At 33.2% G+C, this 26,473-nt stretch carries 27 protein-coding genes and 1 tRNA gene; 18 read left to right on the plus strand and 10 right to left on the minus strand.

What is annotated here, in order from left to right:
* Nucleotides 1–24 precede the first annotated feature (24 nt).
* The 3 genes from asnS (at nucleotide 25) to KO504_RS14360 (ending at nucleotide 3,620) form a co-directional block, all read left to right on the plus strand.
* Entirely contained in the window at nucleotides 25–1,458 is a 1,434-nt protein-coding gene (gene asnS / locus KO504_RS14350) for an asparagine--tRNA ligase (RefSeq protein ID WP_215927960.1), read from the plus strand.
* 76 nt (nucleotides 1,459–1,534) lie between these two features.
* Nucleotides 1,535–3,001, plus strand: coding sequence for an RNA polymerase factor sigma-54 (gene rpoN, locus KO504_RS14355; protein ID WP_215927962.1), 1,467 nt, complete (start codon nucleotides 1,535–1,537; stop codon nucleotides 2,999–3,001).
* Nucleotides 3,002–3,011: 10 nt separating this feature from the next.
* Nucleotides 3,012–3,620, plus strand: coding sequence for a hypothetical protein (locus tag KO504_RS14360; protein WP_215927964.1), 609 nt, complete (start codon nucleotides 3,012–3,014; stop codon nucleotides 3,618–3,620).
* Here the strand turns inward: KO504_RS14360 and KO504_RS14365 are convergent.
* From KO504_RS14365 to KO504_RS14400, 8 genes are all read right to left on the minus strand, one after another.
* The gene (locus tag KO504_RS14365) at nucleotides 3,615–4,322 is read right to left on the minus strand and encodes a porin family protein (protein ID WP_215927966.1); all 708 of its coding nucleotides are present in this window, start codon (nucleotides 4,320–4,322) and stop codon (nucleotides 3,615–3,617) included. The two genes, KO504_RS14360 and KO504_RS14365, sit on opposite strands and share 6 nt — an antisense overlap.
* A gap of 92 nt (nucleotides 4,323–4,414) precedes the next feature.
* On the minus strand, nucleotides 4,415–4,879 hold the full coding sequence (locus KO504_RS14370) for an ExbD/TolR family protein (protein WP_215927967.1): 465 nt from the start codon (nucleotides 4,877–4,879) through the stop codon (nucleotides 4,415–4,417).
* 11 nt (nucleotides 4,880–4,890) lie between these two features.
* A complete protein-coding gene (locus KO504_RS14375; protein ID WP_215927969.1) occupies nucleotides 4,891–5,526 on the minus strand; it encodes an ExbD/TolR family protein in 636 nt (211 codons plus the stop codon).
* Nucleotides 5,527–5,532: 6 nt separating this feature from the next.
* Complete coding sequence (locus KO504_RS14380) at nucleotides 5,533–5,973, minus strand: hypothetical protein (RefSeq protein ID WP_215927971.1); 441 nt, start codon at nucleotides 5,971–5,973, stop codon at nucleotides 5,533–5,535.
* A 9-nt stretch (nucleotides 5,974–5,982) separates the two neighbouring features.
* On the minus strand, nucleotides 5,983–6,750 hold the full coding sequence (locus KO504_RS14385; RefSeq protein WP_215927972.1) for a MotA/TolQ/ExbB proton channel family protein: 768 nt from the start codon (nucleotides 6,748–6,750) through the stop codon (nucleotides 5,983–5,985).
* A 75-nt stretch (nucleotides 6,751–6,825) separates the two neighbouring features.
* Nucleotides 6,826–6,913: transfer RNA gene (locus tag KO504_RS14390), tRNA-Ser, on the minus strand.
* A 74-nt stretch (nucleotides 6,914–6,987) separates the two neighbouring features.
* Nucleotides 6,988–8,016: an asparaginase gene (locus tag KO504_RS14395; RefSeq protein WP_215927974.1), complete on the minus strand. Its 1,029-nt coding sequence runs from the start codon at nucleotides 8,014–8,016 to the stop codon at nucleotides 6,988–6,990.
* 1 nt (nucleotide 8,017) lies between these two features.
* The gene (locus tag KO504_RS14400) at nucleotides 8,018–8,785 is read right to left on the minus strand and encodes a TatD family hydrolase (RefSeq protein ID WP_215927976.1); all 768 of its coding nucleotides are present in this window, start codon (nucleotides 8,783–8,785) and stop codon (nucleotides 8,018–8,020) included.
* Nucleotides 8,786–8,845: 60 nt separating this feature from the next.
* Between KO504_RS14400 and KO504_RS14405 the strand changes: the two genes are divergently transcribed.
* Entirely contained in the window at nucleotides 8,846–9,298 is a 453-nt protein-coding gene (locus KO504_RS14405) for a retropepsin-like aspartic protease (RefSeq protein ID WP_215927978.1), read from the plus strand.
* A gap of 57 nt (nucleotides 9,299–9,355) precedes the next feature.
* Entirely contained in the window at nucleotides 9,356–9,991 is a 636-nt protein-coding gene (locus KO504_RS14410) for a response regulator (RefSeq protein ID WP_215927979.1), read from the plus strand.
* Between the two features lie 532 nt (nucleotides 9,992–10,523).
* On the opposite strand, the gene odhB is transcribed toward KO504_RS14410, so the two are convergent.
* The gene (gene odhB, locus KO504_RS14415; RefSeq protein ID WP_215927981.1) at nucleotides 10,524–11,738 is read right to left on the minus strand and encodes a 2-oxoglutarate dehydrogenase complex dihydrolipoyllysine-residue succinyltransferase; all 1,215 of its coding nucleotides are present in this window, start codon (nucleotides 11,736–11,738) and stop codon (nucleotides 10,524–10,526) included.
* A 49-nt stretch (nucleotides 11,739–11,787) separates the two neighbouring features.
* Nucleotides 11,788–14,544 (minus strand): 2-oxoglutarate dehydrogenase E1 component, encoded by a 2,757-nt coding sequence (locus tag KO504_RS14420; RefSeq protein ID WP_215927983.1) that lies wholly within the window; start codon nucleotides 14,542–14,544, stop codon nucleotides 11,788–11,790.
* Between the two features lie 117 nt (nucleotides 14,545–14,661).
* On the opposite strand from KO504_RS14420, the gene KO504_RS14425 reads away from it, so the two are divergent.
* The 13 genes from KO504_RS14425 (at nucleotide 14,662) to KO504_RS14485 (ending at nucleotide 26,456) form a co-directional block, all read left to right on the plus strand.
* Nucleotides 14,662–15,204, plus strand: coding sequence for an alpha-ketoglutarate decarboxylase (locus tag KO504_RS14425; protein ID WP_215927985.1), 543 nt, complete (start codon nucleotides 14,662–14,664; stop codon nucleotides 15,202–15,204).
* Nucleotides 15,205–15,511: 307 nt separating this feature from the next.
* Complete coding sequence (locus tag KO504_RS14430) at nucleotides 15,512–15,997, plus strand: c-type cytochrome (RefSeq protein ID WP_215927987.1); 486 nt, start codon at nucleotides 15,512–15,514, stop codon at nucleotides 15,995–15,997.
* 6 nt (nucleotides 15,998–16,003) lie between these two features.
* Nucleotides 16,004–16,576, plus strand: coding sequence for a fasciclin domain-containing protein (locus tag KO504_RS14435; RefSeq protein WP_215927989.1), 573 nt, complete (start codon nucleotides 16,004–16,006; stop codon nucleotides 16,574–16,576).
* A 27-nt stretch (nucleotides 16,577–16,603) separates the two neighbouring features.
* Nucleotides 16,604–18,562, plus strand: a complete 1,959-nt coding sequence (gene nosZ, locus KO504_RS14440) for a Sec-dependent nitrous-oxide reductase (RefSeq protein WP_215927991.1) — start codon at nucleotides 16,604–16,606, stop codon at nucleotides 18,560–18,562.
* Nucleotides 18,563–18,702: 140 nt separating this feature from the next.
* Nucleotides 18,703–19,317 carry a hypothetical protein gene (locus tag KO504_RS14445; RefSeq protein WP_215927993.1) on the plus strand — a complete coding sequence of 205 codons (615 nt, stop codon included), beginning with the start codon at nucleotides 18,703–18,705 and terminating at the stop codon, nucleotides 19,315–19,317.
* Between the two features lie 26 nt (nucleotides 19,318–19,343).
* On the plus strand, nucleotides 19,344–19,781 hold the full coding sequence (locus tag KO504_RS14450; RefSeq protein WP_215927994.1) for a nitrous oxide reductase accessory protein NosL: 438 nt from the start codon (nucleotides 19,344–19,346) through the stop codon (nucleotides 19,779–19,781).
* 4 nt (nucleotides 19,782–19,785) lie between these two features.
* Entirely contained in the window at nucleotides 19,786–21,021 is a 1,236-nt protein-coding gene (locus tag KO504_RS14455) for a nitrous oxide reductase family maturation protein NosD (protein ID WP_252723704.1), read from the plus strand.
* Nucleotides 21,015–21,722, plus strand: a complete 708-nt coding sequence (locus tag KO504_RS14460; protein ID WP_215927995.1) for an ABC transporter ATP-binding protein — start codon at nucleotides 21,015–21,017, stop codon at nucleotides 21,720–21,722. Before KO504_RS14455 ends, KO504_RS14460 begins: the two co-directional genes overlap by 7 nt.
* Nucleotides 21,715–22,497: an ABC transporter permease gene (locus KO504_RS14465; RefSeq protein WP_215927996.1), complete on the plus strand. Its 783-nt coding sequence runs from the start codon at nucleotides 21,715–21,717 to the stop codon at nucleotides 22,495–22,497. The genes KO504_RS14460 and KO504_RS14465 overlap by 8 nt, the downstream gene beginning before the upstream one ends.
* A 2-nt stretch (nucleotides 22,498–22,499) precedes the next feature.
* Nucleotides 22,500–22,922 carry a hypothetical protein gene (locus tag KO504_RS14470; protein ID WP_252723705.1) on the plus strand — a complete coding sequence of 141 codons (423 nt, stop codon included), beginning with the start codon at nucleotides 22,500–22,502 and terminating at the stop codon, nucleotides 22,920–22,922.
* Nucleotides 22,923–22,976: 54 nt separating this feature from the next.
* On the plus strand, nucleotides 22,977–23,375 hold the full coding sequence (locus KO504_RS14475; protein WP_215927997.1) for a hypothetical protein: 399 nt from the start codon (nucleotides 22,977–22,979) through the stop codon (nucleotides 23,373–23,375).
* A 98-nt stretch (nucleotides 23,376–23,473) separates the two neighbouring features.
* Nucleotides 23,474–24,319 carry a hypothetical protein gene (locus KO504_RS14480; protein ID WP_215927998.1) on the plus strand — a complete coding sequence of 282 codons (846 nt, stop codon included), beginning with the start codon at nucleotides 23,474–23,476 and terminating at the stop codon, nucleotides 24,317–24,319.
* 136 nt (nucleotides 24,320–24,455) lie between these two features.
* Nucleotides 24,456–26,456 (plus strand): TonB-dependent receptor plug domain-containing protein, encoded by a 2,001-nt coding sequence (locus KO504_RS14485; protein ID WP_215927999.1) that lies wholly within the window; start codon nucleotides 24,456–24,458, stop codon nucleotides 26,454–26,456.
* Nucleotides 26,457–26,473 lie beyond the last annotated feature (17 nt).

Raw genomic sequence — 26,473 nt, forward strand, 5'->3', positions numbered from 1 at the left:
ATTAGCATTCAAAATTATTAAACAATGACTTCAAAAACTGTAGCACAATTATTATCGCAAGATGTCACCTTACAAGATGTTACCATAAAAGGTTGGGTAAGAACCTTTAGAGCTAACCGATTTATTGCCTTAAACGACGGTTCTACCATAAATAATATTCAATGTGTTGTCGATTTTGAAAATTTTGACGAAGCACTTTTAAAGCGTATTACTACAGGAGCTGCTATTCATGTTACAGGAGAACTTGTAGAAAGTCAAGGAAAAGGACAGTCCGTTGAAATTGTTGTAAAAACATTAGAAGTTTTAGGTGATTCTGATCCTGAAACCTACCCTATTCAACCTAAAAAGCATTCGTTTGAATTCTTAAGAGAAAATGCACATTTACGTACTAGAACAAACACCTTTAGTGCTGTAATGCGTTTACGTTCGTCATTATCATTTGCAGTTCACAAATATTTTAATGAGAATGGCTTTAATTACATGCATACACCAATTATAACAGGAAGTGATGCTGAAGGAGCTGGTGAAATGTTTAAAGTAACGAATTTAGATGTAAAAAATCTGCCATTAAACGAAGATGGTTCTGTAAATTACAAAGAAGATTTCTTTGGAAAAGAAACTAACCTAACTGTTTCTGGTCAACTTGAAGCTGAAACTTATGCCATGTCTTTAGGAAAAGTTTACACGTTTGGACCAACCTTTAGAGCTGAAAACTCTAACACCTCTCGCCATTTAGCAGAATTTTGGATGATTGAACCAGAAGTTGCTTTTATGGATTTAGCGGGCAACATGGATTTGGCTGAAGATTTTATGAAGTCTGTTTTAAGTTATGTACTTGAAAACAATAAAGAAGATTTAGAGTTTTTAGAAAAACGTTTACTAGACGAAGAAAAAACAAAACCACAGGCAGAACGTAGCGATATGAGTTTAATTGAAAAAATTAAATTCGTAGTTGATAATAACTTTAAGCGTGTTAGCTATACTGAAGCTATTGATATTCTTAAAAATTGTAAACCTAACAAGAAGAAGAAATTCAAATATATTATTGAAGAATGGGGAGCAGATTTACAATCTGAGCACGAGCGTTTCTTAGTCGAAAAACACTTTAAATGTCCTGTAATATTATTTGATTATCCTGCCAATATTAAAGCCTTTTACATGCGTTTAAATGAAGATGGAAAAACAGTAAGAGCCATGGATATTCTGTTTCCAGGCATTGGAGAAATGGTTGGAGGCTCTCAAAGAGAAGAACGCTTAGATGTTTTAAAAGAAAAGATGAAAGCCTTAGACATTGATGAAAAAGAATTGTGGTGGTATTTAGATTTACGTAAATACGGAACTGCTGTGCATTCTGGATTTGGATTAGGTTTTGAGCGTTTGGTTATGTTTGCAACAGGAATGGGTAATATTAGAGATGTTATCCCTTACCCTAGAACACCGCAGAACGCTGAATTTTAATTGTTAAATGATAATCCTGATAGGTTTTAGAAACCTATCAGGTTTTTTTATTACATTTATAATCAACAGAAATTTTATGTCTCTAAAGCAATTTTTATCATTTAAGCTCTCACAAAAGCTCTCTCCGCAACAAATTCAACTTATGAAGTTGATTCAGTTGCCTACACAAGCTTTTGAACAACGTTTAAAGCAAGAATTAGAAGAAAATCCTGCCTTAGATACTGGAAAAGAATCGGAAACATCTGAAGATAATTTTGATGAGTTCGATAATTCTGAGGAAGATTTCAATGACAGTGAAACTATTGAAGCAGATGACATCAATATTGATGAATATTTAAGTGACGACGAAATTCCTGAATATCGTACCCAAGCCAATAACTATAGTGCAGATGACGAAGATAAATCAGTACCTTATGCTGCAGGAACTTCATTTACACAACATTTAATAAATCAATTAAACACCTTTCGTTTATCTGATCAAGAAGAAGAAATTGCCTATTTCTTAGTTGGTAGTGTTGATGAAAGTGGTTATATACGTCGTGCATTATCTGATATTACAGACGATTTAGCTTTTACACAAAATGTCTATACAACGGAAGAAGAAGTTGAAAAGGTTTTACAAATTGTGCATCAATTAGATCCCGCTGGTGTTGGTGCTCGTAACCTTCAAGAGTGTTTAAGTATCCAATTACATCGAAAAGAACAATCTCCAGATGTAGAGTTAGCTACTACTATTATTGATAAAGGCTTTGATCAATTCACAAAAAAGCATTATAAAAAATTAATGCAGAAATTCAACATTGATGAAGAACAACTCAAAGGTGCAATTGAAGAAATAGAACGACTTAACCCAAAACCAGGTGGTTCTTATGCTGGAAACAACAAAATTGTTGAGCATATTGTTCCAGATTTTGCGATAAGAATTGTAGATGGCGAATTAGAGCTTACACTTAATGGTAGAAACGCTCCTGAACTTCATGTGTCTAGGGAATATAACAACATGCTTAAAGGCTATAAAGAGACTAAAGATAAGTCTAAAGCCCAAAAAGATGCTGTAATGTTTATAAAACAGAAATTAGATGCTGCAAAATGGTTTATAGAGGCCGTAAGACAACGTCAGCAGACTTTATTTGTAACTATGAGTGCTATTATGCATTACCAAAAAGAATACTTCTTAACAGGTGATGAGCGCAATTTACGTCCTATGATCTTAAAGGATATTGCTGACGAAATTGAAATGGATGTTTCAACCATCTCTCGTGTTGCCAATAGTAAATATGTAGATACACCTTATGGTACTAAATTGATTAAGGAATTCTTCTCAGAATCTATGACCAATGATCAAGGTGAAGAAGTCTCTACAAGAGAAATTAAAAAAATCCTCGAGACGGTTATTGAAGAAGAAAGCAAAAAGAAACCAATGACAGATGAAGCGCTTTCTAAAATATTAAAAGAAAAAGGCTATCCAATTGCTAGACGTACTGTTGCTAAATACAGAGAACAATTAGACATACCTGTAGCGCGTTTAAGAAAGGAATTATAAGAAACATTGAATGAAAAACTTTATTTTAAAGAGCATATCGTTTGTGTTTCACCCATTGATTATGCCATTATTAGGTCTGCTGTTTTATTTTTCTAAAACACCTCGATTTATTCCAGAGCCTGTTATGAAGGCTAAGATTTTTTCAATCGTTATTCTTACTATTATTTTACCTATTCTACTTTTCTTTCTACTTAAAACGATTAATAAAGTTGATTCTATCTATTTAAAGAGTACAAAAGAACGCCTAATTCCGTTATTTATAAATTGTATTATTATTCTACTGATTCTAATACGCGTATTAACACCAAGCGAAATTATTGAATTATACTACTTCTTTTTAGGGATTCTTTGCTCTACACTAACCTGTTTAATACTGGCTATTTTTAAAATAAAAGCAAGTATTCATATGATTGCAGCTTCAGGTTTTTTAATGTTTGCCATTGCTATAGGCATACACTATCATATAAATATAAACGGCTCTATTGCACTTATGATGATTATTTTAGGGGCTATTGCTACATCGCGTTTGCATTTAAAAGCGCATACAAACCAAGAGTTAATTTTAGGAATTTTTACAGGAGTTACTCCTCAACTTTTTTTATGCAGTTATTGGCTATAGAATATAAAACATAAGTCCAATTTTTAAGGATTTCATGTCTATAGTTTTAGTGTTGAGTTTTGAGTTGGAATCAAAAATTGGATTTAATCCGTAATACACATGAAAGTTCCAAGTACTATATCCTGCACTTAAAGTTAAGCCATATTGAAACTTATTAAAACTGTCAATATTAGAGAGTTTTACATTTTCTACTTCACTCATAAACTTTGTAGAATTATACAGCAAATAGCCTACTTTAAAACCTGTGTATATACGCCAAAAGTTATAATCTGTTGCATTAGAAGTTCTCCATCTAATTTCTAAAGGAACTTCGAGCAAATAGGTTGTAAATTTATTTTTTGAAACATTATACTCACTTTCGTCAATACTGTTAAATTCAATTCCATTATTACCTTCTTCAATGAGTATATTTTTCTGATTATATGAATTTGAAGAGATCCCTAGACCTAATCCTATAGCAACATTACGGCGTTCGTTAATTGGCATATCTCTAATAAAACCTAAATGAAAGCCTGAAGAAAATCCATTTTGAGAAATTCCATCTGGTTTTTCATTAATCAAATTATAGGTTACTGAGGCGTAGAATTGATCTTCTCTATAATCTTTATATAGTTCTGACTTATATCTATTATCAATATCTTCATTTTGGGAAAACCCAATGAATACTGAACATATTAGTAAAAGAAAAATATACTTTTTCATGTTTATAAAACTACGAAATCTTTGATAATCTATTAAACAAAAAAACGTCCCGATTACTCAGGACGTTTTATCTATAAAATTAAGAATATATATTAATTCTCAGTTTTTGTATTTGCAATGTACATTACTTTTAATGCATTTGCTTTACGTAACTCTTGCTTAATATCTGACACTAAACCAGCATTGGTTTCTTTGTCAACCTTTAAACCAATAACGACTTTACTTTGTAAATCTTCATTTAATTCAGAAATGGCCTGAATAACCGAAGGTCTAACATCCTCTACACCAATAAAAGCATCATTGAATTGAATTCTTGGTTCTTCTCCAAATTGCTTATACTGACTGCTTGGTTTACCACCATATATAAATACGGTTCTGTCCTTTTTTAATTTTTCAACCTGATCTGCACTTGGCAATCTATTTTCAATCATTAAAGAACTATCTCTCATTACAGTTGCAACCATAAAAAAGAAAAGCAACATAAATACAATATCAGGAAGTGATGCCGTTGAAATCGCTGGTAATTCACCTTTATCCTTTTTTCTAAATTTAGACATATTTGTTTCTTTTAATTTTTATCAGGTTCTGCTTCAGACAATTTCATTGGGAATAATTTCTTAATGGTTTCAATACGTTCATTAAGCTTTTCATCCTTATTAAATTGATTCTTCTCTTTTTCTTCTAGCATTGCAGTAAAAACTTTATCTGCATCTGGATAGTACTTTTTATATAGTCGCGTTGCCTCACGTTCTCTAAGAATATTGTATGCAGCGACTAATTCATTTTGTACATCCATGTACTGCTCGTAAGAAGTTTCTCTGTCATGCTTCATAGAGATAATTGCTTTATCAGGATGATCAGAGGAATCCTCTAAACGTTTTCCTTTACAATAATCACAAGATTCTCCTGCGGCATTTGTACCTCCTCCGTTATCTAAAAAGTCTATTGCTGCTTGTCTTAAATCTTCTAATTCCATTTGCTCGTCTTCTACTAACAATTGGTTATTACGATTTATTAAAACAGTAAATAGATTTTTTTGTTTAATAATAGGCGGTTCAACTTCTGTGTCATCAATAGGTGGCAAACTTCTTAATAATCCTTTGTCTTTCTCTATCGTTGTTGTTACTAAGAAAAAGATAAGTAGTAAGAAAGCAATGTCAGCCATTGATCCTGCATTTACTTCGGGTGCTGCTCTTTTTGCCATACTATATTATTTACTAATTACTTTTTTAACTCCTGAGAAAATCATGGTTATTGCAGCAACTGCTAATAATATATAGAACGCAATTAAACCAGCTCCAACCATAGTAGATTCACCAGATGTAGCAACAGTATCTCCATTTTTATATTCTAACGGTAAATCACTACCTGATAGTGCATAAGAAACAACTAATACAGCAACAAATGCACCTACACCTATAAGTGTATTCTTTAAATCTGAAGTATTTGTAAACAAGTTTTTTAATACAAAAACTAAAACAAACAATACTGTTAGACCTAAGATAATATAACCTACCCAAGCCATAGGCTCAAAGAGACCGTCTTCTCCACCTGTTTTGATGGCTTCGTCACCAGCTGAGATAATTCTAATCAGAGATACAATTCCAATTAAACTTAAAACAGCGGCTACTATTTTTAATATTTTGTGCATAATTGTTTTTTATTTTTTGTGTCTTACTAATAAATCCATCAATGTAATTGATGCATCTTCCATATCATTTACAATGCTATCTATCTTAGCGATGATATAATTATAAAAAATTTGAAGTATAATTGCTACAATAAGACCAAATACTGTTGTTAAAAGTGCTACTTTAATACCACCTGCTACTAAAGAAGGTTGCATATCACCAGCTGCTTCAATTTTATCGAAGGCTTGAATCATACCAATTACCGTACCCATGAAACCAAGCATTGGTGCCAAAGCGATAAATAAAGAAATCCAAGATACATTCTTTTCTAATTGTCCCATTTGTACTCCACCGTAAGCTACAACAGCTTTTTCAGCAGCATCGATATCTTCATCTGCTCTGTCTAAACCTTGATAGAATATAGAGGCAACAGGTCCTTTTGTATTTCTACATACTTCCTTAGCAGCTTCAATACCACCTGAGTTTAGTGCATCTTCTACATTTTGAGTTAATTTCTTTGTGTTTGTTGTTGATAGATTTAAAAAGATAATTCTTTCAATAGCAATTGCTAATCCAAGAATTAAACATAGTAGTACAATACCCATAAAGCCTGGACCACCTTCTATAAAACGCTTTTTTAATTCTTGATGAAACGTCAAGTCTTCTGCCGCAGCGTCATCTTGAGTTACAGTTGTTACAGTTGCTGTTGCGCTTGCAAAGGCTGTTGTTGCATTTGCATTAACAGTTCCGATAGCCATTAAACATGTTATGGCAAGGATAGAAAATAATCTTTTCATTGTTCTGAATCTTAATTTTATTAGTTAAAGTGTTAAAGATAAAAAAAAATATGTAATTCTATCATAAAATATCAGCAGAGAGGAAGGGATTCGAACCCTCGATACCCTTTTGGAGTATACACACTTTCCAGGCGTGCGCCTTCGACCACTCGGCCACCTCTCTGTAATTTATATTTAAAATTACACGATGCCAAATAACGAAAAAAACTTCAAACCCTAAAATTTATAATGTTATTTTTAAGACATTTCTCCTCTTAGAGGTGTTTCAAAATAAAATTGAAATTTTTCAGCTTCTACTTTTTCTCCTAAAAGGTACATCATTTTAGCTATTGCAGCCTCTGTAGTGATATCTTTCCCAGAGATAACTCCAATAGATTTTAACTGTGAACTTGTTTCATACTGTCCCATGTTTACACTACCTCCAATACATTGCGTAACATTTACAATATGTAGTCCATTCTTAATCGCGTTTTCCAATGCTTGAATAAACCAAGATTCTGTTGTTGCATTCCCAGAACCGTAGCTCTCAATAATTAGTCCTTTTATTAGCTTACTTGTTAGAATAGCTTCGCAAATTGGTCTAGATATTCCTGGAAACAATTTTAAAACACCTATATCAGAATCCATAACAGTACGTACAATGAGTTCTGTATTAGGTATAGGCTTCCAAAGCTGTTTTGTATTTACATTTAAGTGTACTCCTGACTCAGCTAAATGTGGATAATTGAGCGACTCAAATGCTTCAAAATGTTCAGCATTTACTTTTGTGGTTCTATTACCTCTATATAATTTATATTCAAAATAAAGACCAACCTCTCTAATTACTGGCACTCCATTATCTTGAAGTGATGCCATCTGAATAGATGTAATTAAATTTTCCTTAGCATCTGTTCGCAAATCTCCTATAGGTAACTGAGAACCTGTAAATATCACTGGTTTTGCAAGATTCTCTAACATAAAACTAAGCGCAGAAGCAGAGTAACTCATTGTATCACTGCCATGTAACACTACAAAACCATCAAACTTCTCATAATTATCCCCAATAATACTAGCAATATCTGCCCAATATTTAGGATTCATATTAGATGAATCAATGGGTTCTTCAAAAGAAATTGTTTTAATCGTACAATCCAAAAGACGTAATTCTGGAATTTTAATAAGCAAACTATCAAAATCGAATGCTTTTAGCGCACCAGTAAATGCGTCTTTAATCATACCAATGGTTCCTCCGGTGTAAATTAGTAGAATGTGTGGTTGTGTTGTCATTTTAAATTCCGAATATAGCTTTTGAATTTTCTGTAGTAATATGTGCAACTTCACCTGCACTCATTTGATAAAGTTCGGCTAACTTTTCTAATACCTTGTATATGTATGAGCTTTCATTTCGTTTTCCACGATATGGTTTTGGTGCTAAATAAGGAGAGTCGGTTTCTAAAACAATATGCTTTAAGTCTATTTGATTGATAAACTGATCTATTTTACCATTCTTAAACGTGACAACTCCACCAATACCCAATTTCATATTATACGAAATGGCTTTTTGTGCTTGTTCTAAATTTCCTGTAAAGCAATGAAAAATCCCATACAAATCATCTGACTTTTCTTGTTCTAAAACTTCAAAAATTTCATCAAAAGCTGCTCTACAATGAATTACTATTGGCAATTGATATTGTTTGGCTAAATGTATTTGATGTCTAAAAGCTTCTATCTGAATATCTAAAGTAGATTTATCCCAATATAAATCTATACCTATTTCTCCTATGCCATAGAAAGACCTTGCCGCTAACTGTGCTTCTACATGAGCTAACTCATCTTTATAATTTTCTTTAACATGCGTTGGATGCAATCCCATCATTAAAAATACATGTTCAGGGAAATCTTTTTCTAATTGAAGCATAGATGCTGTATAAGTAGAATCTATCGCAGGAATAAAAAACCGTTTAACATTTGCATCAATGGCTCTATGAATCATTTCTGCTCTATCCTCATCAAAAGCTTCACTATATAAATGGGTATGTGTATCTGTAATAATCATATTGCAAAAGTAAGCGTTTACAGTATGATACCAATTCTTATATTTGTACAAATTGAAAAAATGGAAACACTAAAAGACTTCCTAATTGAAAAAGGGTATTCTAAAATTAAGCTAAAGCTCACAAAGACAAATCATTTTGAAATAAAGGCATCTATTAATGGTGTTAAAGGACGATTTATTTTAGATACAGGCGCCTCTAGCAGCTGTGTTGGTTTTGAAGCCATTGAGCGTTTCAATTTAAGAGTAAAAGATTCTGAAATTAAAGCGGTTGGTGCTGGCGCTACTAATATGATGACTAAGATTTCTAAATCAAACGATTTAAAAATTGGAAAATGGAAAAAGAAACGTGTGGCTTTAATACTATTTAATCTTACTCATGTTAATACCGGACTTATCAGCCATAATGCACAACCTGTAGATGGTATCATTGGAGCTGATATCTTAAAAAAAGGTAAAGCCATTATAGACTACGAAAAAAAATATCTATATTTAAAATTAAAAGAAATTTTATAAGCAAAGGATTCTTAGTATATTCACACAACACTATATTTTAGTTGAATTAATAGCCAAATGAACCCTACCATTATTATAGCTGATGACCATCCGCTTGTACTTAAAGGTCTTCAAGATTTTTTAATTGAAAAAAAATTCAATGTTTTAGCAAGTGCTAAAAATGGAAAAGAAGCGCTAGCTTTAATTAAAGCTCATACTCCCGATATTGCTGTTTTAGATATTAAAATGCCTTTTTTTACTGGCCTTGAAATTGCAGAAAAATGTAAAGCAGACAAACTACCAACTAAAATTATACTTATTACGTTTGAAAAAGATGAAAAAACCTACAATGATGCTAAAGCATTAGGCGCTTATGGTTATATCTTAAAAGAATTTGCCCTCGAGGAAATTGAAAATTGTATAGCGTCTGTTATTAAAAATAAAACCTATTTTAGTCCAGACTTACTAAAATTTATAGAACTACAAGAAGCGCCTAAACATTTTGAAGCATTAACTAAACACGAACAAAATATTGTCAAATTAATATCTAACAATAAAACAGGTGTTGAAATTGCAAACCTACTTAACATATCTACTAGAACCGTAGAAAAGCACAAAAGCAATATTATAAAGAAGTTAAAATTAGAAAGCAAACAAAACAGTCTGCTTATATGGGCTAAGGAAAATTCAGATTTTTTAAATACTCAAACCTAGATTAAACCTAAATTAATTTAAAAAATACGTAAAGTTACGTATAGTATGGTACCACATTTATTCAGACCTTTACATCAGTGATTTTATTATTATTTAATTGAATCGCTGTTATTAATTAAGGGTTAATAACGAGCTATTAGTTAGTTCTTAGGGGATTATTTAAGTCTCGGACAAATGTCCGAGACTTTTTTTTATAAAAAATACGTAAAGTTACGTATAGTATGGTATCACATTTATTCAGAAATTTACATCAGCTATTAATTAACACCTCAAATTAAATTCTTACTGCTCTGAATTAACTTATAATTCAGGACTTTTCTAAAACCATTCATATTATGGAAACAATGAAAAATGAATCATCTACAAAAAGGGACAAAATTTTTATCATCTTGCTAATAGTAAGTTCTATAATTATTATCTCAGCAAATATTGCCGTTAATTTTTTCAGTTAGTTAATCTCTTGTTAGTTAGGAGTAAAAAAAAAGCGCAATTCCAATGGAATTGCGCTTTTTAAATTTTATTAGCTTAAGATTTACATCTCTAAAGCCTTCTTTATGTTATTATCCATTAATAATTCTTCTGGATTTTCTAATGCTTCTTTTACAGCGACTAAGAAACCTACAGATTCTTTACCATCAATAATTCTGTGATCATAAGATAAGGCCACATACATCATTGGATGAATTTCAACATTACCATTTACAGCTATAGGACGTTCAATAATATTATGCATTCCTAAAATTCCACTTTGAGGTGGGTTAATAATAGGTGTCGATAACATACTACCAAATACTCCACCATTAGTAATAGTAAATGTACCGCCTGTCATTTCATCTACAGTGATTTGACCATCTCTAGCTCTTAATGCCAAACGTTTAACTTCAGATTCTATACCTCTAAATGATAAATTCTCAGCATTTCTAATTACTGGCACCATTAATCCTTTTGGACCTGAAACGGCAATACTTATATCTACAAAATCGTAAGTCAACATTTCCTTACCATCTATCATTGAGTTTACAGCAGGATACATTTTTAATGCTCTAACTACCGCTAAAGAAAAGAAGCTCATAAATCCAAGACTAACACCATGCTTAGCCTTAAAGTCTTCTTTATACTGCTTACGTAATTCAAATATTGGCGTCATATTAACCTCATTAAATGTGGTTAACATTGCTGTTGTGTTTTTAGCTTCTACTAATCGCTCAGCAACTTTACGACGTAACATTGACATTTTACTACGTGTAGTTCCTCTATTACCTCCTGTTGGAGTTCCCATAGAAGGCACTGCGTTTACAGCATCATCTTTGGTAATACGACCATCTTTTCCAGTTCCCGAAATAGAACTTGCATCAATTCCTTTTTCAGCTAACACTTTTTTAGCGGCAGGACTTGCAGTTCCTGTTGCATAAGTTTTAGACGCTGCTGTAGTTGGTTTTGACTCTTCTTTTTTAGGAGCTTGCTCTACCTTAGCTTCTTCAGCTGGTGCTTCACCACCTTCTGGTTTTGCTGCGCTAGTATCAATTAAACAAACTATAGCACCAACAGCAACGGCATCACCTTCCTCGGCTTTTAGTGTAATTGTTCCACTAGCTTCTGCTGGCAACTCTAAAGTTGCTTTGTCACTATCTACCTCAGCAATGGCTTGGTCTTTTTCTACATAGTCACCATCTTGCACTAACCATTCTGCAATTTCTACCTCAGTAATTGATTCGCCTGGTGAAGGCACTTTCATTTCTAAAATCATGCTTTATTGTTTTATTTAAGCTCTAATTTGCGTTGTATTAATTCTCTTTTTATCTCTGGTTGTTTTTGGTAGTATCAAAAACGTAATCTATAACTTCTTGATGTCTCTTTTTAGAACGCACAGAACTACCTGCAGCTGGAGCGCCATAAGGTCTTCTACTTGCCACTCTAAATTGCTTAGCTTCATCTAAATGCATTAACATATGACTATAAGCTCCCATGTTTCTTGGTTCTTCTTGAGCCCAAACAATATCTTCTGCGTTTTTATATTTTGCTAAAACAGCTCTAATGTCTTCTGCTGGTAATGGAAATAATTGCTCTATTCTTACTAATGCAACATCTTCTCTTCCTAGTTTTTCTTGCGCTTCTAATAAGTCATAATAAAACTTACCAGTCATAAAAACTAATGTTTTCACTTTATCAGCTTTAGCATTAGCATCATCAATTAGCATTTTAAAACTTCCGTTTGCAAATTCATCTACTGTAGACACTACTTTTGGGTGACGTAACAAACTCTTAGGTGTAAAAACAATTAACGGCTTTCTGTAATCGGCTATCATTTGTCTTCTTAATAAATGGAACATGTTAGCAGGTGTTGTACAATCTGCTACAAACATGTTATCTTTTGCACATAATTGTAAATAGCGCTCCATACGTGCCGAAGAATGTTCTGCTCCTTGACCTTCATAACCGTGAGGTAATAACATCACCAATCCGTTTTGGAGTTTCCATTTATCTTCTGCAGCAGAAATATATTGATCTAACATTATTTGTGCTCCGTTGCTAAAATCACCAAACTGAGCTTCCCATATAGTTAATGTTTTAGGACTTGCCATAGCATAACCATAATCAAAACCTACAACTCCGTATTCAGATAATAATGAGTTATAGATAAAAAACTTCCCTTGGGTATCACTTAAAGTATTGTGAAGAATAATTTCCTCCTCACTATCTTCAACTTTAACAACAGCATGACGATGCGAAAACGTACCACGTTCTACATCTTGGCCTGATATACGAACATCATTACCTTCTAACAAAATAGAGCCATAAGCTAAATGTTCTGCCATTGCCCAATCCAAACGATTTTCATCAAACATCGTTTGTCTCGATTCAATTAAGCGCTGAATCTTTCTAATAAATTTCTTATCCTTTGGTAAATTAGAAATTGATTTTGTAATATTCTCTAGTCTTTCCTTAGGATAACGCGTATCTACAGGAAGCATCATTTTATCTTCTTCTGCAGTTTTAAAATCTACCCATTCATTTTGCATAAATGGAGTAATCTCTGTTTTCTTTATCTTACGAGAATCTTCAAGTTTTTCTTCAAGCTTATCCTTGTATTCTTTTTCTATTTTAGTAACAAAGTTTTTATCAATAACGCCTTCATTCATTAATCGCTGCGCATAAATGTCTCTTGGATTATTGTGCTTTGCTATTGCTTTGTATAATAATGGCTGTGTAAATTTAGGCTCATCACCTTCATTATGTCCATATTTTCTATACCCTAGCATATCAATAAAGACATCACGCTTAAATTTCATTCTAAAATGTAATGCAAATAATGTAGCATGTACTACAGCTTCAACATCATCTGCGTTTACATGCAAAACAGGTGAAAGTGTAACCTTACCAACATCTGTACAATACGTACTAGAACGTGCATCTAAATAATTAGTAGTAAAACCAATTTGGTTATTAACTACAATATGTATCGTTCCGTTGGTTTTGTATCCATCAAGTTGCGCCATTTGGATCAACTCATATACTAAACCTTGACCTGCAATTGCAGCATCACCATGAACAATAATAGGTAATACTTGAGATGGGTTATCAGAATATTTGTCGTCTTGTTTAGCTCTAACAATTCCTTCTACAACAGCTCCAACCGTTTCTAAGTGTGAAGGATTTGGTGCTATATTTAGATTAATTTTTTTACCTGCATCACTAACACGATCACTAGTCCAACCTAAGTGGTACTTAACATCACCATCAAAAACTTCTTGCTCGTAATCTTTACCATCAAACTCGCTAAAAATATCTTTTGCAGATTTACCGAAGATATTTGTTAAGGTACTTAAACGACCACGATGGGCCATTCCCATTACAAATTCTTTTACATCATATCCAGAAGCATGCTCAATTAAAGCATCTAAAGCCGGTATTAATGCTTCACCTCCTTCTAAAGAGAATCGTTTTTGACCTACATATTTGGTATGTAAAAAGTTTTCAAACGAAACCGCTTCATTTAGTTTTCTTAAGATTGTTTTCTTCTGATCTGGAGAGAACTGCGGATGATTGTCATTGACATTAAGCTTCTGCTGAATCCATTTAATTTCTTCAGGTTTTCTGATGTACATATACTCTACACCAATAGATTCACAATACACTTTTTCTAAGTGATCAATAATAACTTGCAACGTTGTAGATCCTAAACCTAACACTTCTCCTGCTGAGAAAGTGCTTTGCAAATCATTTTTTGACAATCCGAAGTTTTCAATTTCTAAGGTTGGTGCATATTTACGTCTTGCACGTACAGGATTTGTTTTAGTAAACAAATGACCTCTACTTCTGTAGCCATCAATAAGCTTTAAAACTTGAAATTCTTTTTGAACCTGTTCTGGTATTTGTGTAGAAACACCTTCTACAATTTCACCATCTAATCCGTAATTTTCGGATCCAAAGTCGTAACCTTGAAAAAAGGCACGCCAACTTGGTTCTACAGAGTCTGGGTTTTTTAGGTATTGGTCGTATAGGTCAGCAAAATAAGCTGTGTGTGCCGCGTTGAGAAAGGAATATTTATCCATTATACTTTTTGAGACGTTTTCGTTTCAACATAATTTATTCAAAAATACAACTTTTACTAAATATAGATAAGGATTTATTATATTTATAACATATAGAAATTAACGCTCCCAATTATTATGAATAACAATTCCATTTCCTTAACAAAATCTTTACTTATTACTATCTCTATTTGCCTTTGTAGCACAAGTGCATTCTCACAAGACCAAAGACCTAATAATCAGAGCTTTTGGAGGAATGTAGAATTTGGTGGTGGCCTTGGCCTTAACTTTGGCGATGGTTTTTTTAGTGGTGCTATTTCTCCTAATGCAGTTTATAGGTTTAACCCTTATGTGGCAACAGGTGTTGGCCTTAATTTTTCATACAGCTCACAAAAAAATGTTTTTAAATCTACGGTTTTAGGAGGAAGTATTATTGGGCTTTTTAATCCAGTCAATGACATTCAGATTTCAACAGAATTTGAACAACTACATGTAAACCGAAAATTTGACGATAGGTTTATAACAAATCTTGAAGAAGACTATTGGTATCCTGCCTTATTTATAGGAGCAGGTTACACCAGTAGAAATGTAACTATTGGTATTAGATATGATGTACTCTATGATAAAGACAAGAGTATTTATTCCGAAGCATGGATGCCATTTGTTAGATTTAGATTTTAAACTAAACACTCTCTCTTTTCCTTTTTTAATACCTTATAAGGTAAAATACATTGATTCTTAATCTTACTAAAACACCTTAAATAGAGTTTTGTGACATCAGTTTAATATGAATGTTATAAAACTTTATTTAAGGGCTTTCTCTAATTTTATTCTCAATTTAAAATACACATAAACAACTCAAAATCAAATCTATTTGATGTGTTCTTGATTTATTTTTCTAAATAGGACAAATAAGTCTCAAATATGACATAAGTCATGTTTTTATTGTAGCATGCACTCTAAATTTGCTAAACTTAAATCTAGAACGATGAGAAAATATTTAAAACTATTATCAATGATTGCTATTGCAACTATGCTTAGTTGTGGTGGTAACGACAAGAAGAAAGAAGAAACAGGTTACGGTAAAAAAGCACCAGCCAAAGTAGAAAAGAAAGTTGCAGCTTCGCAACGTATAGAACTTACTAACAAAGGTGTTGGACCAATAACCTCTATAACCCTAGGTGCAGAAATAGATCAAGATATGGCTGAGCATGGTAAGGACGTTTACGCAAAAATGTGTACCGCTTGTCATAAGGCAGACAAAAAATTTATTGGTCCTGCACCAACAGGAATTTTAGAAAGAAGAACTCCTGAATGGGTTATGAACATGATTTTAAACCCAGAACAAATGGTTAAAGAAGATCCATTGGCCAAAGATTTACTAATGGAATTTAATGGAGCTCCTATGGCTAACCAACATCTTACTGAAGAAGAAGCTAGAGCTGTCTTAGAATATTTCAGAACCTTAAAATAATAAACCATGAAACCAATTAAACATGAGTTTCTTGTTTTTATAATCGCAATACTTTTCTGTTCTTGTAAAGACACGAGCAAAGACGCTTCAGCCTCGTCTTCAGACGTAACCATCGAAACACAATCCACTGAACGAACTGGTCAAGCCTTTATTGAGGACGACAGAAGCACAACCGTGCTAAGTATCGCTATGGGCTCTGAAGACCACACGACTTTAGTTGCTGCTGTACAAGCTGCTCAATTAGAAAATGCTTTAGTAAACGCAGGGCCATTAATGGTTTTTGCACCAACAAATGAAGCTTTTGCAGCTTTGCCAGAAGGTACTGTTGAAAATTTATTGAAACCTGAAAACAAAGATGCTTTGGCTAATATTTTAAAGTATCATGTAACTCCTGGAAACTATTCTAAAGACTTTTTAAAGAAATTTAAAAAACTAGGTCAGGCTAATAATGATTATGTAAAGGTAGAAGTTGTAGACGGAGAACCTATGATTGGAGGTGCAAAAATATTAGCAAGTATTAAAGCTGGCAACGGTATTGTACATGTTATAGACAAGGTTTTATTGCCTCCAACTGAATAATACAAACGCTAATTAAAACGATAAACAATGAAAAAAATACTAAAATCAACACTTGCAATTGTAGCGGTTTTTGCCGTTTTTACAAGCTGCAACAATGCCGATAAGTCTAGTAATTCTGGAGCCTTATCTAGCAACAATGCAGAAAAAGTTTATATAGCACCTGGAGAACACGATTCCCATTACGCCTTCATTTCTGGTGGCTATAGTGGTAACCTTACCGTTTATGGTTTACCATCAGGACGAATGTTTAAAGAAATTCCTGTATTCTCTCAATTTCCAACAAATGGTTATGGCTATTCTGAAGAAACGAAACCTATGCTAGAAACCTCTTATGGTTTTGTGCCTTGGGACGATTCGCATCACCCAGACATTTCTCAAACCAAAGGAAAACTTGATGGTCGCTGGGTCTTTATTAATGGTAACAACACACCTCGTATTGCTAGAATTAGTTTAACCACTTTTGAAACTGAAGAAATTATTGAAGTGCCTAACAGTGCTGGTAACCACAGTTCTTCTTTTATAACAGAAAACACTGAGTATGTTGTAGCAGGAACACGTTTTTCTGTGCCAGTTCCTCAAAAGGATATATCTATTAAAGACTATAAGGGTAACTTTAAAGGAGCTTTATCATTTATCTCTGTAGATCCAGAACATGGACACATGGATATTAAATTCCAAGTATTAATGCCAGGTTTCAACTACGATTTATCACATCCTGGACGTGGAAAATCTCATGGATGGTTCTTCTTCACCACATATAACACAGAAGAAGCCAACTCTCTATTAGAGGTGAATGCATCTCAAAATGATAAAGATTTTATCGCAGCCATCAACTGGAAAAAAATTGAAGAATATGTAAATAATGGTGGTGGCACAATGATGCCAACGGAATACGCACATAACGTATATGATGATGACACACATACAGCTACTTCTACAATGAAAAAAGAAGTACGTGTCGTTAACCCAACAGAAGTACCTGGAGCAGTCTATTTAATTCCAACACCAAAATCACCTCATGGATGTGACGTAGATCCTTCTGGAGAGTACATTGTGGGTAATGGTAAATTGTCTGCTAATTTAACTGTACACTCATTTACAAAAATGCTAGATGCAATTAAGAATGAAAAGTTTGCTGGTGAAGCTTATGACATCCCAATTTTAAATTTCGAAGATGTTTTAGCAGGCTCAGTGGAACAACCAGGATTAGGACCTTTACACACTGAATTTGATGGAAAAGGCAATGCTTACACCACGTTCTTTATTTCTTCTGAAGTTGTAAAATGGAAATTAGGAACCTGGGAAGTTATTGACAGAAAACCAACCTATTACTCTGTAGGTCACTTAACCATACCTGGCGGAAACTCAGCAGAACCTTTTGGAAAGTACATGTTTGCCATGAACAAAATAACAAAAGACCGTTATTTACCAACAGGTCCAGAAATGGAGCACTCTGCACAACTTTACGATATCTCTGGAGACAAAATGGAACTGCTTCTAGATTTCCCTACACATGGCGAACCGCATTATGCCGCAGCTATTCCAGCAGAGATTGTTAAAAACAACTCTCGTAAAATCTTTAAGTTATCTGAAAATGAACATCCTAAAAAAGCACTTAGCGATGCCGACACTAAAATTGTTAGAGATGGTAAAAACGTTCATGTATATATGACAATGATACGTAGTCACTTTTCACCAGATAATATTGAAGGTGTAAAAGTTGGAGACAAGGTCTTCTTTCATATTACGAACCTAGAACAAGATTTTGATGTACCACATGGTTTTGCCATGATAGGTGCTAGAAATGCCGAATTACTAATCGCACCAGGACAAACAAGAACCTTAACTTGGGAACCTCAAAAAGTAGGTGTTTGGCCATTCTATTGTACCGATTTCTGTTCTGCATTACACCAAGAAATGCAAGGCTATGTTCGTGTGTCTCCTGCTAATTCCGACATTGAATTGTCTTGGTCTCTAGGAGAATAGTCAATTACTTTTAAAAATTTAGGGAAATTTTGTTTTAGTGTTTATTTTCCTAATATAAGGCGAGAGTTGACATGTCGCTCTCGCCTTTCTTTTTTAAATCACTATGAACTGAATGATTAAATTAGATAATACTGAATATTATGAAAAAGGCTGGAATTATAATGATTATAGGTTCATTACTCTTATTAGGGCTTTTTAAATTTCCTCTTTGGAACATTATGCTAGGTGCACCTCAATATCCTGATCCATTAGGAATGAATATCTATATTCAAGGTATTAAAGGTGTTGAAGAATTTGATCTACAAAATATTGATGGTTTAAACCACTATATTGGCATGAAAACAATCCCAAAAGCAGAAGAAATGTGGGAGTTTTCAGTTTTTCCTAAAGTTATTCTAGGCATGGCCATTTTAGGGGTTGCTATTGGCCTGTTAGGCTTTTTTGAAAAGCTAAATTATAAATACTTTTTAGGTTGGTTTTTATTGATGTCCATACTTGGTATTTTGGGTATGTACGACTTTAACAATTGGTTAGTAGATTATGGTGGAAATTTAGATCCACACGCCATTATTAAAGTAACCAATCCAGATGGCACACCAATGTCCTACAAACCACCATTAATTGGTTATAAAAAGTTACTAAATTTTGATGTCGATTCATGGCCTCACATAGGAGGATATCTTATGTTTATTGGCATGGCACTAACCCTCATTGCTTTTTGGATAGGAAGAAAAGCAAGTTTGAGAACACCATAATAGTAATCTAAAAAAACACTACACTCATGCAAACACTAAAACACTATTCAAGCCTTGTATTACTACTTCTGTTTTTAAGTTGTAATGTTGGTCCAAAACCCATAAATTACGGAAGCGACAGTTGTCAATTTTGCACCATGACTATTGTAGATAAAGTTCATGCCGCAGAAATTGTAACTCAAAAAGGTAAAGTCTATAAGTTTGATGCTACCGAATGCATGATTAACTTTATAAAGGATTTTGACGCTACTGAAATTCAATTGTACTTATCTAATAACTACACAGAACCCGAAGTTTTAATTGATGCTACAAAAGCCACCTTTTTAATTAGCGAACAGATTCCTAGTCCCATGGGAGCCTTTCTTTCTGCCTTTAAAAACAAGTCAGATGCTGAAAAGTTCCAAGCAGATAAAGGAGGTCAATTATACACTTGGGAAACCTTACTAGCAAAATTTAAAGCCTAGTAACATGAAACATATTTTAGCTTTATTAGCCGTCATTATAATGACTCCATTTACTTATGCCCAAACTGTTGAAGTTTGCAAAACCTGCCCTATTTCAACATTAAGCGATGGTATTGCACAGGCAAAGGATTTTGATACCATTGTCGTTAAAAAAGGCACCTATAAGGAACATAATGTTATCGTTGATAAACCCTTGACCATCATTGGAGAAAATTATCCAATTATTGATGGTGAATTAAAAGGCGAAATCATTACAATTATTTCAGATAATGTTACTGTAGATGGTTTATTCATCATTAATGTTGGTAATAGTTATACTGCAGATTACGCAGCCATCCGTGTTAAAAACAGTAAAAATTTCTTGATTCAAAATTTGGTTTTAGAAAAGTTATTCTTCGGAATTTATATCGAAAAATCAAGAGATGGTAAAGTCTTTCACAATAAAATAATTGGGGAAGCTGTAGAGGAATATAATTCCGGAAATGGTATTCAACTTTGGTACAGTAAAAACGTACTGATTGAACATAATTTTGTGCAGCATGTTAGAGACGGTATTTATTTAGAGTTTTCTAATTTTTGCACCATAAAGAACAACGTCAGTGCATTAAACGTGCGTTATGGCTTACACTTTATGTTCTCTAATGACGATTTATACGAAGACAATACCTTTGAAAACAATGGGGCTGGTGTTGCTGTGATGTTTTCAAAACGTATAAAAATGTTTAATAATAGTTTTAAAGAAAATTGGGGAACCGCCTCTTATGGCTTATTGCTGAAGGAAATTAACGATGCCGAAATTAAAGGCAACACCTTTGAAGACAACACTATTGGTATTAATGTAGAAGGTTCTAACCGTATAAATTATATGCACAATACCTTTGAAAATAATGGCTGGGCGATTAAAGTGAAAGGCGCCTGCTACACCAATAGCTTTACAGAAAACAACTTTTTGTATAATTCCTTTGATATTGCCTACAATAGCAAAGTCAATGATAATGAATTCGATAAAAATTACTGGAGCAGCTACACAGGTTACGACTTAGATAAAAATGGCATTGGAGATATCCCTTACCGCCCCGTAAAACTATTTTCATACATCGTAAATCGTACGCCAGAAACCATCATTTTACTACGAAGTATGTTTATAGACATCATTGATTTTTCTGAAAAAGTTTCACCTGTTTTTACACCAGATGACTTATTAGACAACAACCCTCAAATAAAAAAACTAACATGGTAACGATTGAAAATCTACATAAAAAATTTGGAAAGAATCAAGTCCTTAGTGGTGTTGATTTATCAATAAGCGAAGGTGGAATTTTTGCCGTACTTGGTCCAAATGGCTCTGGCAAAACCACCTTAATAAAATCGGTTTTGGGTATGGTAATTCCTGACAAAGGCAATATCACTGTACTTGGCGAAAACATTAAAAAGAATTCCGAATACCGACATAAAATCGACTACTTACCCCAAATAGCTAACTTTCCAAGTAACCTTCGTGTTAAAGAATTAATCAAAATGATTAAGGATTTACGCAAACCCACCAATGAAGACGAACGCTTAATTGATCTTTTTAAATTAGAACCCTTTTTAGATAAAAAATTGGGAAACCTTTCTGGTGGAACTAAACAAAAAGTAAATCTCGTTTTAACCTTTATGTTCGATAGTCCTATTGTGATTTTAGACGAACCAACTTCCGGTTTAGATCCAATTTCACTCATTAGATTAAAAGATTTAATTAAAGCCGAAAAAGCTAAAGGAAAAACCATTCTCATCACCTCACACATTATGAGTTTTGTTGAAGAAATTTCAGACGAAATTGTATTTATCCTTGAAGGTAAAATTTACTTTAAAGGTAGTATTCAAAAATTAAAAACCAAGACCAATCAACCCGATTTTGAACATGCGATTGCGTCTATATTAACCGATAACCATGCTTAAGATATTAAAATATAGTTTTTACGACCTTATGCGTAGTCGTTGGAGTTACGTGTATTTTGCCTTCTATTTATTATTAGGTGTTGTCTTGTTGTTTTTGAATAATGACTTATCAAAAGCCGTTATTACCTTAATGAACGTCATCATCGTTTTAGTACCATTAATAGGTACCATTTTTGGTGTGATGTATTATTATAATTCACAGGAATTTACAGAGTTACTTTTAGCACAGCCTATTAAACGGTCGTCCATATTCTTAGGACAATATTTAGGTGTTGCCTTATCACTATCTATGAGTTTAACCTTAGGATTAGGCATTCCTTTTGTATTCTATGGCTTGTTTGAAAGCAGTGCCATTTGGGATTTTTCACTACTACTAATCACAGGTACATTTTTAACTTTAATTTTTACAGCATTAGCATTTAATATTGCCTTATCTAATGAGAATAAAATTAAAGGCTTTGGTTATGCCATCTTACTTTGGTTATTCTTGGCTGTTATTTATGATGGCCTCTTTTTAATGACATTAATTTTCTTTGAAGATTATCCATTAGATAAAGTATCGCTTATTGGCACTATGCTGAATCCTATAGATTTATCGCGAACGCTTATTCTTTTAAAATTAGACATTTCGGCCTTATTAGGATATACAGGTGCGGTTTTCAAACAATTTTTCGGAACAAGTTTTGGTTTAATCGTATCTTTTGTAATGCTAACCGTTTGGGTTGTAATGCCTGTGTTACGCATTGTATTCAAATCAAAGAAAAAAGATTTTTAATTATGAAACGATTACTATCAAATTCAGTCATTCTTATAATGATACTGTTAAGTTGTTATTCATGTAAAAACAACACAACAGAACCTCAAGCAGTTCAGCTAGAAGGTTTAACACTCAACAACAACGAAAAGTGGATTGCCAATGAAGAAACCCATATTGGTATGAAGCGTATTGATTCTATTTTAAAGAATAACACTTCAACACGTGGAAAAACTTTAGGTGATATACTTTCAAAACAAACCAGTTATATTATTAAAAGCTGTGATATGGAAAGCGAAGCACACGACCAGCTTCATGTAGTACTCGTTCCTATTCTAGAAGAAATTACAGATATAAAAGACCTAGAAAATGCGTCAGATATAGATAAAAAAGTAACAACTTTAAAACGCTTAACAGCCACCTATTTTCAATATTTCAAAATATAGCTTTAACTGACATAAATCATATAATTAAAGACAAAATAGTCCTAATTTTGAATTATGATATTAAAGGTTATACATAAAGTCACGGCCTTATTTTTAACGTTCGTTTTATTAGCGAACAATATTAACAACGCGGTTATTGTAACCGATTTTATAGTAAACCAAGATTTTATTGCTAAAACACTTTGTATTCAAAAAGACGATCAAAAAGGTTGTAACGGAAAATGTCATTTAGCAAAGCAATTAGTACAGAATAACACAAGTTCTAGTTCAGATACACCACTACCAGACACTGCCAGAATACGCTTAGACGTTTTTGTTATTTATGAAACTACAAACCATACCATTGATAATTTTAGTCAATTATCAAGATTCCAAAACAATACACATTACAGAATAAAGCAACCTGTTTCTGGGTATTATGCTATCCACACACCTCCACCAGATTTAAGTTAGTTTTTAAAGCGCTACAAAGCACAAATTTCCAGTTTTTGAAACCAAATCGGCTTCAAACAGAACAATTACATCAAAAAAACAACTTAAATACATTAAAAATGAAACTTAAATATATATTACCAATTGCATTTATTGCATTATTCTTTTCATGTTCAACAGACGACGATAACGATACATCAACCATAAATGAAGTTAAAGGCTTAGAACTTATTCAAACTATAAGTAATGGCAACGAAACTATAGAGCTTTACAACGAGAAAGGTATTTTTGAAACTGGCTATAATAGGATTAGCCTTAGACTTAAAGATAACACTACAGACAGCTATATTGAAGACGCTACTCTTTCTTGGATGCCAATGATGCAAATGCCAACGATGCAACATTCTTGTCCTAAATCTACAATTTCTAAAGCTTTAGGAAAAGATACCGTTTACGAAGGTTTTATTATTTACCAAATGACAAATGAAGATAGTTCTGGTTGGTCATTAACCATAAATTATAATATAGATGACACCGACTATTCCGTGACAGAAACCATTAGTGTATGGCAATATGAAAATCAAAATACAGCGAGTTTTATGGGCAGCGATGACAGCAGATATATCCTTGCGCTAGTTGAACCGAAAGCCCCAAGTATTGCCGTAAACGAAATGAAAGTTGGTTTGTTTAAAATGCAAGATATGATGACATTCCCTGTTGTTGAAGATTATACTATTGCTTTAGATCCACGTATGCCTGGCATGGGAAATCATTCGTCACCAAACAACACGGATTTAACCTTTAATAATGCAGACAATTTTTACTATGGCGATTTATCATTAACCATGACTGGATATTGGAAATTAAATCTAAAGTTAATAAACGCTAATGGAGAGGTTTTAAAAGGAGAAGACGTAACAGAAGAGAACGAAGCAAGTAGCTTGTATTTAGAATTAGAGTTCTAAACTGTCCTTTACTGTTATTTAGAACGAGGCACGACGTGAAGAATCTCAACTGTAATGCTGGTTGTGATTCTTCAGGTTCCCCTCTTCTTCTCTAACACATTTCACCCATTGATTTTAAACACTAAATTTTTTAGCTATGAAAACGCTAATAACAGTCATTCTATGTCTGCTATTGTCTTCTTTAGGATTTACTCAAGACAACAATAAAGAGATAAAAAAAGACACTACAAAACTCGAAGAAGTCCTCGTACTTTCAAGACGTAAGTTAAGCAATCACAGACAAGAAAAAACACTGTCTAGCATTGATGATTATCTTGAAAAATCTAACAAAATAACCATGATAAAACGTGGTAATTACGCTTGGGAACCAACCATTAACAACATGGCAAGCGAGCGTCTGGTAGTGACTATCGATGGAATGCAAATTTTTGGTGCCTGCACAGATAAAATGGATCCAATAACGTCTTACGTTGATGTTTCTAATCTCGAAAAAGTCACTATTGGTTCTGGCCAAGAAGGGACAGAAAACGGACATTCAATTGGTGGTGGCATTGATTTAAAGTTACCATCGTCTAAATTTAACGGTTCTGGTTTTAAATCTGGATTAGACCTAGGCTATGAAACCAATGGTAACTATAAAGCAACTGGATTAGATTTAGAATACACAGGCAATACATTTTATATGAGTGCAGATGCTATTTATAGAAAATCTGATAATTATGACGCAGGTGGCAATGAAGAAATCTTATATTCTCAGTTTGAAAAATATAATCTCTCAATACAATCAGGTTATAAGTTTTCTGAAACTCAAAGTGTCGATGCTAACCTTATTTACGATAAAGCTACCGATGTAGGTTATCCTGCTTTGCCAATGGATGTTTCTTTAGCTGAAGCTTTAATTGCATCATTAACGCACTATTACAAACCTGAAGACAAAGTCTTAAAATCCTTAGAAACCAAATTGTATTTTAATACTATAACGCATATTATGGACGATACAAAGCGACCTGTTGTTGCTATAAGAATGGACATGCCAGGTTGGAGCGATACGTATGGGTTTTACAGTAAAGCAGAACTGAGAAAAAAGAAACACCATTTCACGCTTAACCTTAATGGATTCTATAATAAATCACTTGCAGAAATGACCATGTTTTCTAATAACCCAAGTGAACCAGATATGTTTATGTACACTTGGCCAGACATTAGAACCCTATATTCTGGTATTTTTATTAAAGATGATTTTCATTTTAGTGAAGATGAAACACTCACATCTTCTATTAGATTAGGCTATCACAATAACAAAATAGCAAAAGAAGTTGGCATTCAGAGTCTTGAAATTTTCCATGATACTGTAGACGAACAAAGCAATAGATTTTTAGTGAGTTTAGCATCTACATATCAACTTAAAAAGGACAATTACAATCTCTCTGTTGGTTTAAGTTATGGTAAACGCGCACCTTCCGTTAGTGAAGGTTATGGTTTTTATTTATTCAACAGTTTTGATAATTACGATTATATAGGCAATCCAAATTTAAAAGACGAAAAAGCCTTAGAAGCGAACTTTAGTTTTAAACAAAAATTCAACGATTTTGAAATTGGTATAGAATCATCTTACTTCCATATTATGGATTATATTATCGGTGAGATTACGCCAAATGTAAGCTCCATGACTATTGGCGCTAATGGTGTGCGTGTTTATACCGCATTAGATCATGCTTCTATTTTTAATACCTATGTAAATAATAGTTATAAAGTATCGGAACGTTTTGCAATAAACGGAACGGTTGGTTACAATTATGGAAAAGGAAATGATGGCGAAAACTTACCACTTATAAAACCGTTTTCTTACTTTGCTGAATTCAATTACAACACACCTAAATTTACTGCCGCATTGCAACTAGATGGCAACGGAACCCAAAGTAATTACAGCCCTAAGTATGGAGAAAACAAAACTGCTGATTATGCAATAGTAAACCTTAATTTAGGGAATGTATTTTATAATAAACTCGGAAAAACAGTCTTAAAATATGGTATTGAAAACATATTAGACACCAAATATTCTACCTATGCAGATTGGAATGACTTTCCGAGACAAGGTCGTAATTTTTATATGAATTTGTCTTTTGTTTTTCAATAAAAAACACTCATAATTTT

Source organism: Winogradskyella psychrotolerans (assembly GCF_018860565.1).
GTDB classification, from domain to species: Bacteria; Bacteroidota; Bacteroidia; order Flavobacteriales; family Flavobacteriaceae; genus Winogradskyella; species Winogradskyella damuponensis.

Coding starts and splice junctions, on each gene's coding strand:
- KO504_RS14480 (WP_215927998.1), top strand. CDS start 23,474: ATGAAACTTAAATATATATTACCAATTGCATTTATTGCATTATTCTTT.
- KO504_RS14485 (WP_215927999.1), top strand. CDS start 24,456: ATGAAAACGCTAATAACAGTCATTCTATGTCTGCTATTGTCTTCTTTA.
- rpoN (WP_215927962.1), top strand. CDS start 1,535: ATGTCTCTAAAGCAATTTTTATCATTTAAGCTCTCACAAAAGCTCTCT.
- KO504_RS14450 (WP_215927994.1), top strand. CDS start 19,344: ATGCAAACACTAAAACACTATTCAAGCCTTGTATTACTACTTCTGTTT.
- KO504_RS14420 (WP_215927983.1), bottom strand. CDS start 14,544: ATGGATAAATATTCCTTTCTCAACGCGGCACACACAGCTTATTTTGCT.
- KO504_RS14380 (WP_215927971.1), bottom strand. CDS start 5,973: ATGCACAAAATATTAAAAATAGTAGCCGCTGTTTTAAGTTTAATTGGA.
- KO504_RS14410 (WP_215927979.1), top strand. CDS start 9,356: ATGAACCCTACCATTATTATAGCTGATGACCATCCGCTTGTACTTAAA.
- KO504_RS14475 (WP_215927997.1), top strand. CDS start 22,977: ATGATATTAAAGGTTATACATAAAGTCACGGCCTTATTTTTAACGTTC.
- KO504_RS14400 (WP_215927976.1), bottom strand. CDS start 8,785: ATGATTATTACAGATACACATACCCATTTATATAGTGAAGCTTTTGAT.
- KO504_RS14425 (WP_215927985.1), top strand. CDS start 14,662: ATGAATAACAATTCCATTTCCTTAACAAAATCTTTACTTATTACTATC.
- KO504_RS14385 (WP_215927972.1), bottom strand. CDS start 6,750: ATGAAAAGATTATTTTCTATCCTTGCCATAACATGTTTAATGGCTATC.
- KO504_RS14405 (WP_215927978.1), top strand. CDS start 8,846: ATGGAAACACTAAAAGACTTCCTAATTGAAAAAGGGTATTCTAAAATT.
- KO504_RS14370 (WP_215927967.1), bottom strand. CDS start 4,879: ATGTCTAAATTTAGAAAAAAGGATAAAGGTGAATTACCAGCGATTTCA.
- KO504_RS14365 (WP_215927966.1), bottom strand. CDS start 4,322: ATGAAAAAGTATATTTTTCTTTTACTAATATGTTCAGTATTCATTGGG.
- KO504_RS14430 (WP_215927987.1), top strand. CDS start 15,512: ATGAGAAAATATTTAAAACTATTATCAATGATTGCTATTGCAACTATG.
- odhB (WP_215927981.1), bottom strand. CDS start 11,738: ATGATTTTAGAAATGAAAGTGCCTTCACCAGGCGAATCAATTACTGAG.
- KO504_RS14465 (WP_215927996.1), top strand. CDS start 21,715: ATGCTTAAGATATTAAAATATAGTTTTTACGACCTTATGCGTAGTCGT.
- nosZ (WP_215927991.1), top strand. CDS start 16,604: ATGAAAAAAATACTAAAATCAACACTTGCAATTGTAGCGGTTTTTGCC.
- KO504_RS14455 (WP_252723704.1), top strand. CDS start 19,786: ATGAAACATATTTTAGCTTTATTAGCCGTCATTATAATGACTCCATTT.
- KO504_RS14375 (WP_215927969.1), bottom strand. CDS start 5,526: ATGGCAAAAAGAGCAGCACCCGAAGTAAATGCAGGATCAATGGCTGAC.
- KO504_RS14445 (WP_215927993.1), top strand. CDS start 18,703: ATGAAAAAGGCTGGAATTATAATGATTATAGGTTCATTACTCTTATTA.
- asnS (WP_215927960.1), top strand. CDS start 25: ATGACTTCAAAAACTGTAGCACAATTATTATCGCAAGATGTCACCTTA.
- KO504_RS14360 (WP_215927964.1), top strand. CDS start 3,012: ATGAAAAACTTTATTTTAAAGAGCATATCGTTTGTGTTTCACCCATTG.
- KO504_RS14395 (WP_215927974.1), bottom strand. CDS start 8,016: ATGACAACACAACCACACATTCTACTAATTTACACCGGAGGAACCATT.
- KO504_RS14435 (WP_215927989.1), top strand. CDS start 16,004: ATGAAACCAATTAAACATGAGTTTCTTGTTTTTATAATCGCAATACTT.
- KO504_RS14460 (WP_215927995.1), top strand. CDS start 21,015: ATGGTAACGATTGAAAATCTACATAAAAAATTTGGAAAGAATCAAGTC.
- KO504_RS14470 (WP_252723705.1), top strand. CDS start 22,500: ATGAAACGATTACTATCAAATTCAGTCATTCTTATAATGATACTGTTA.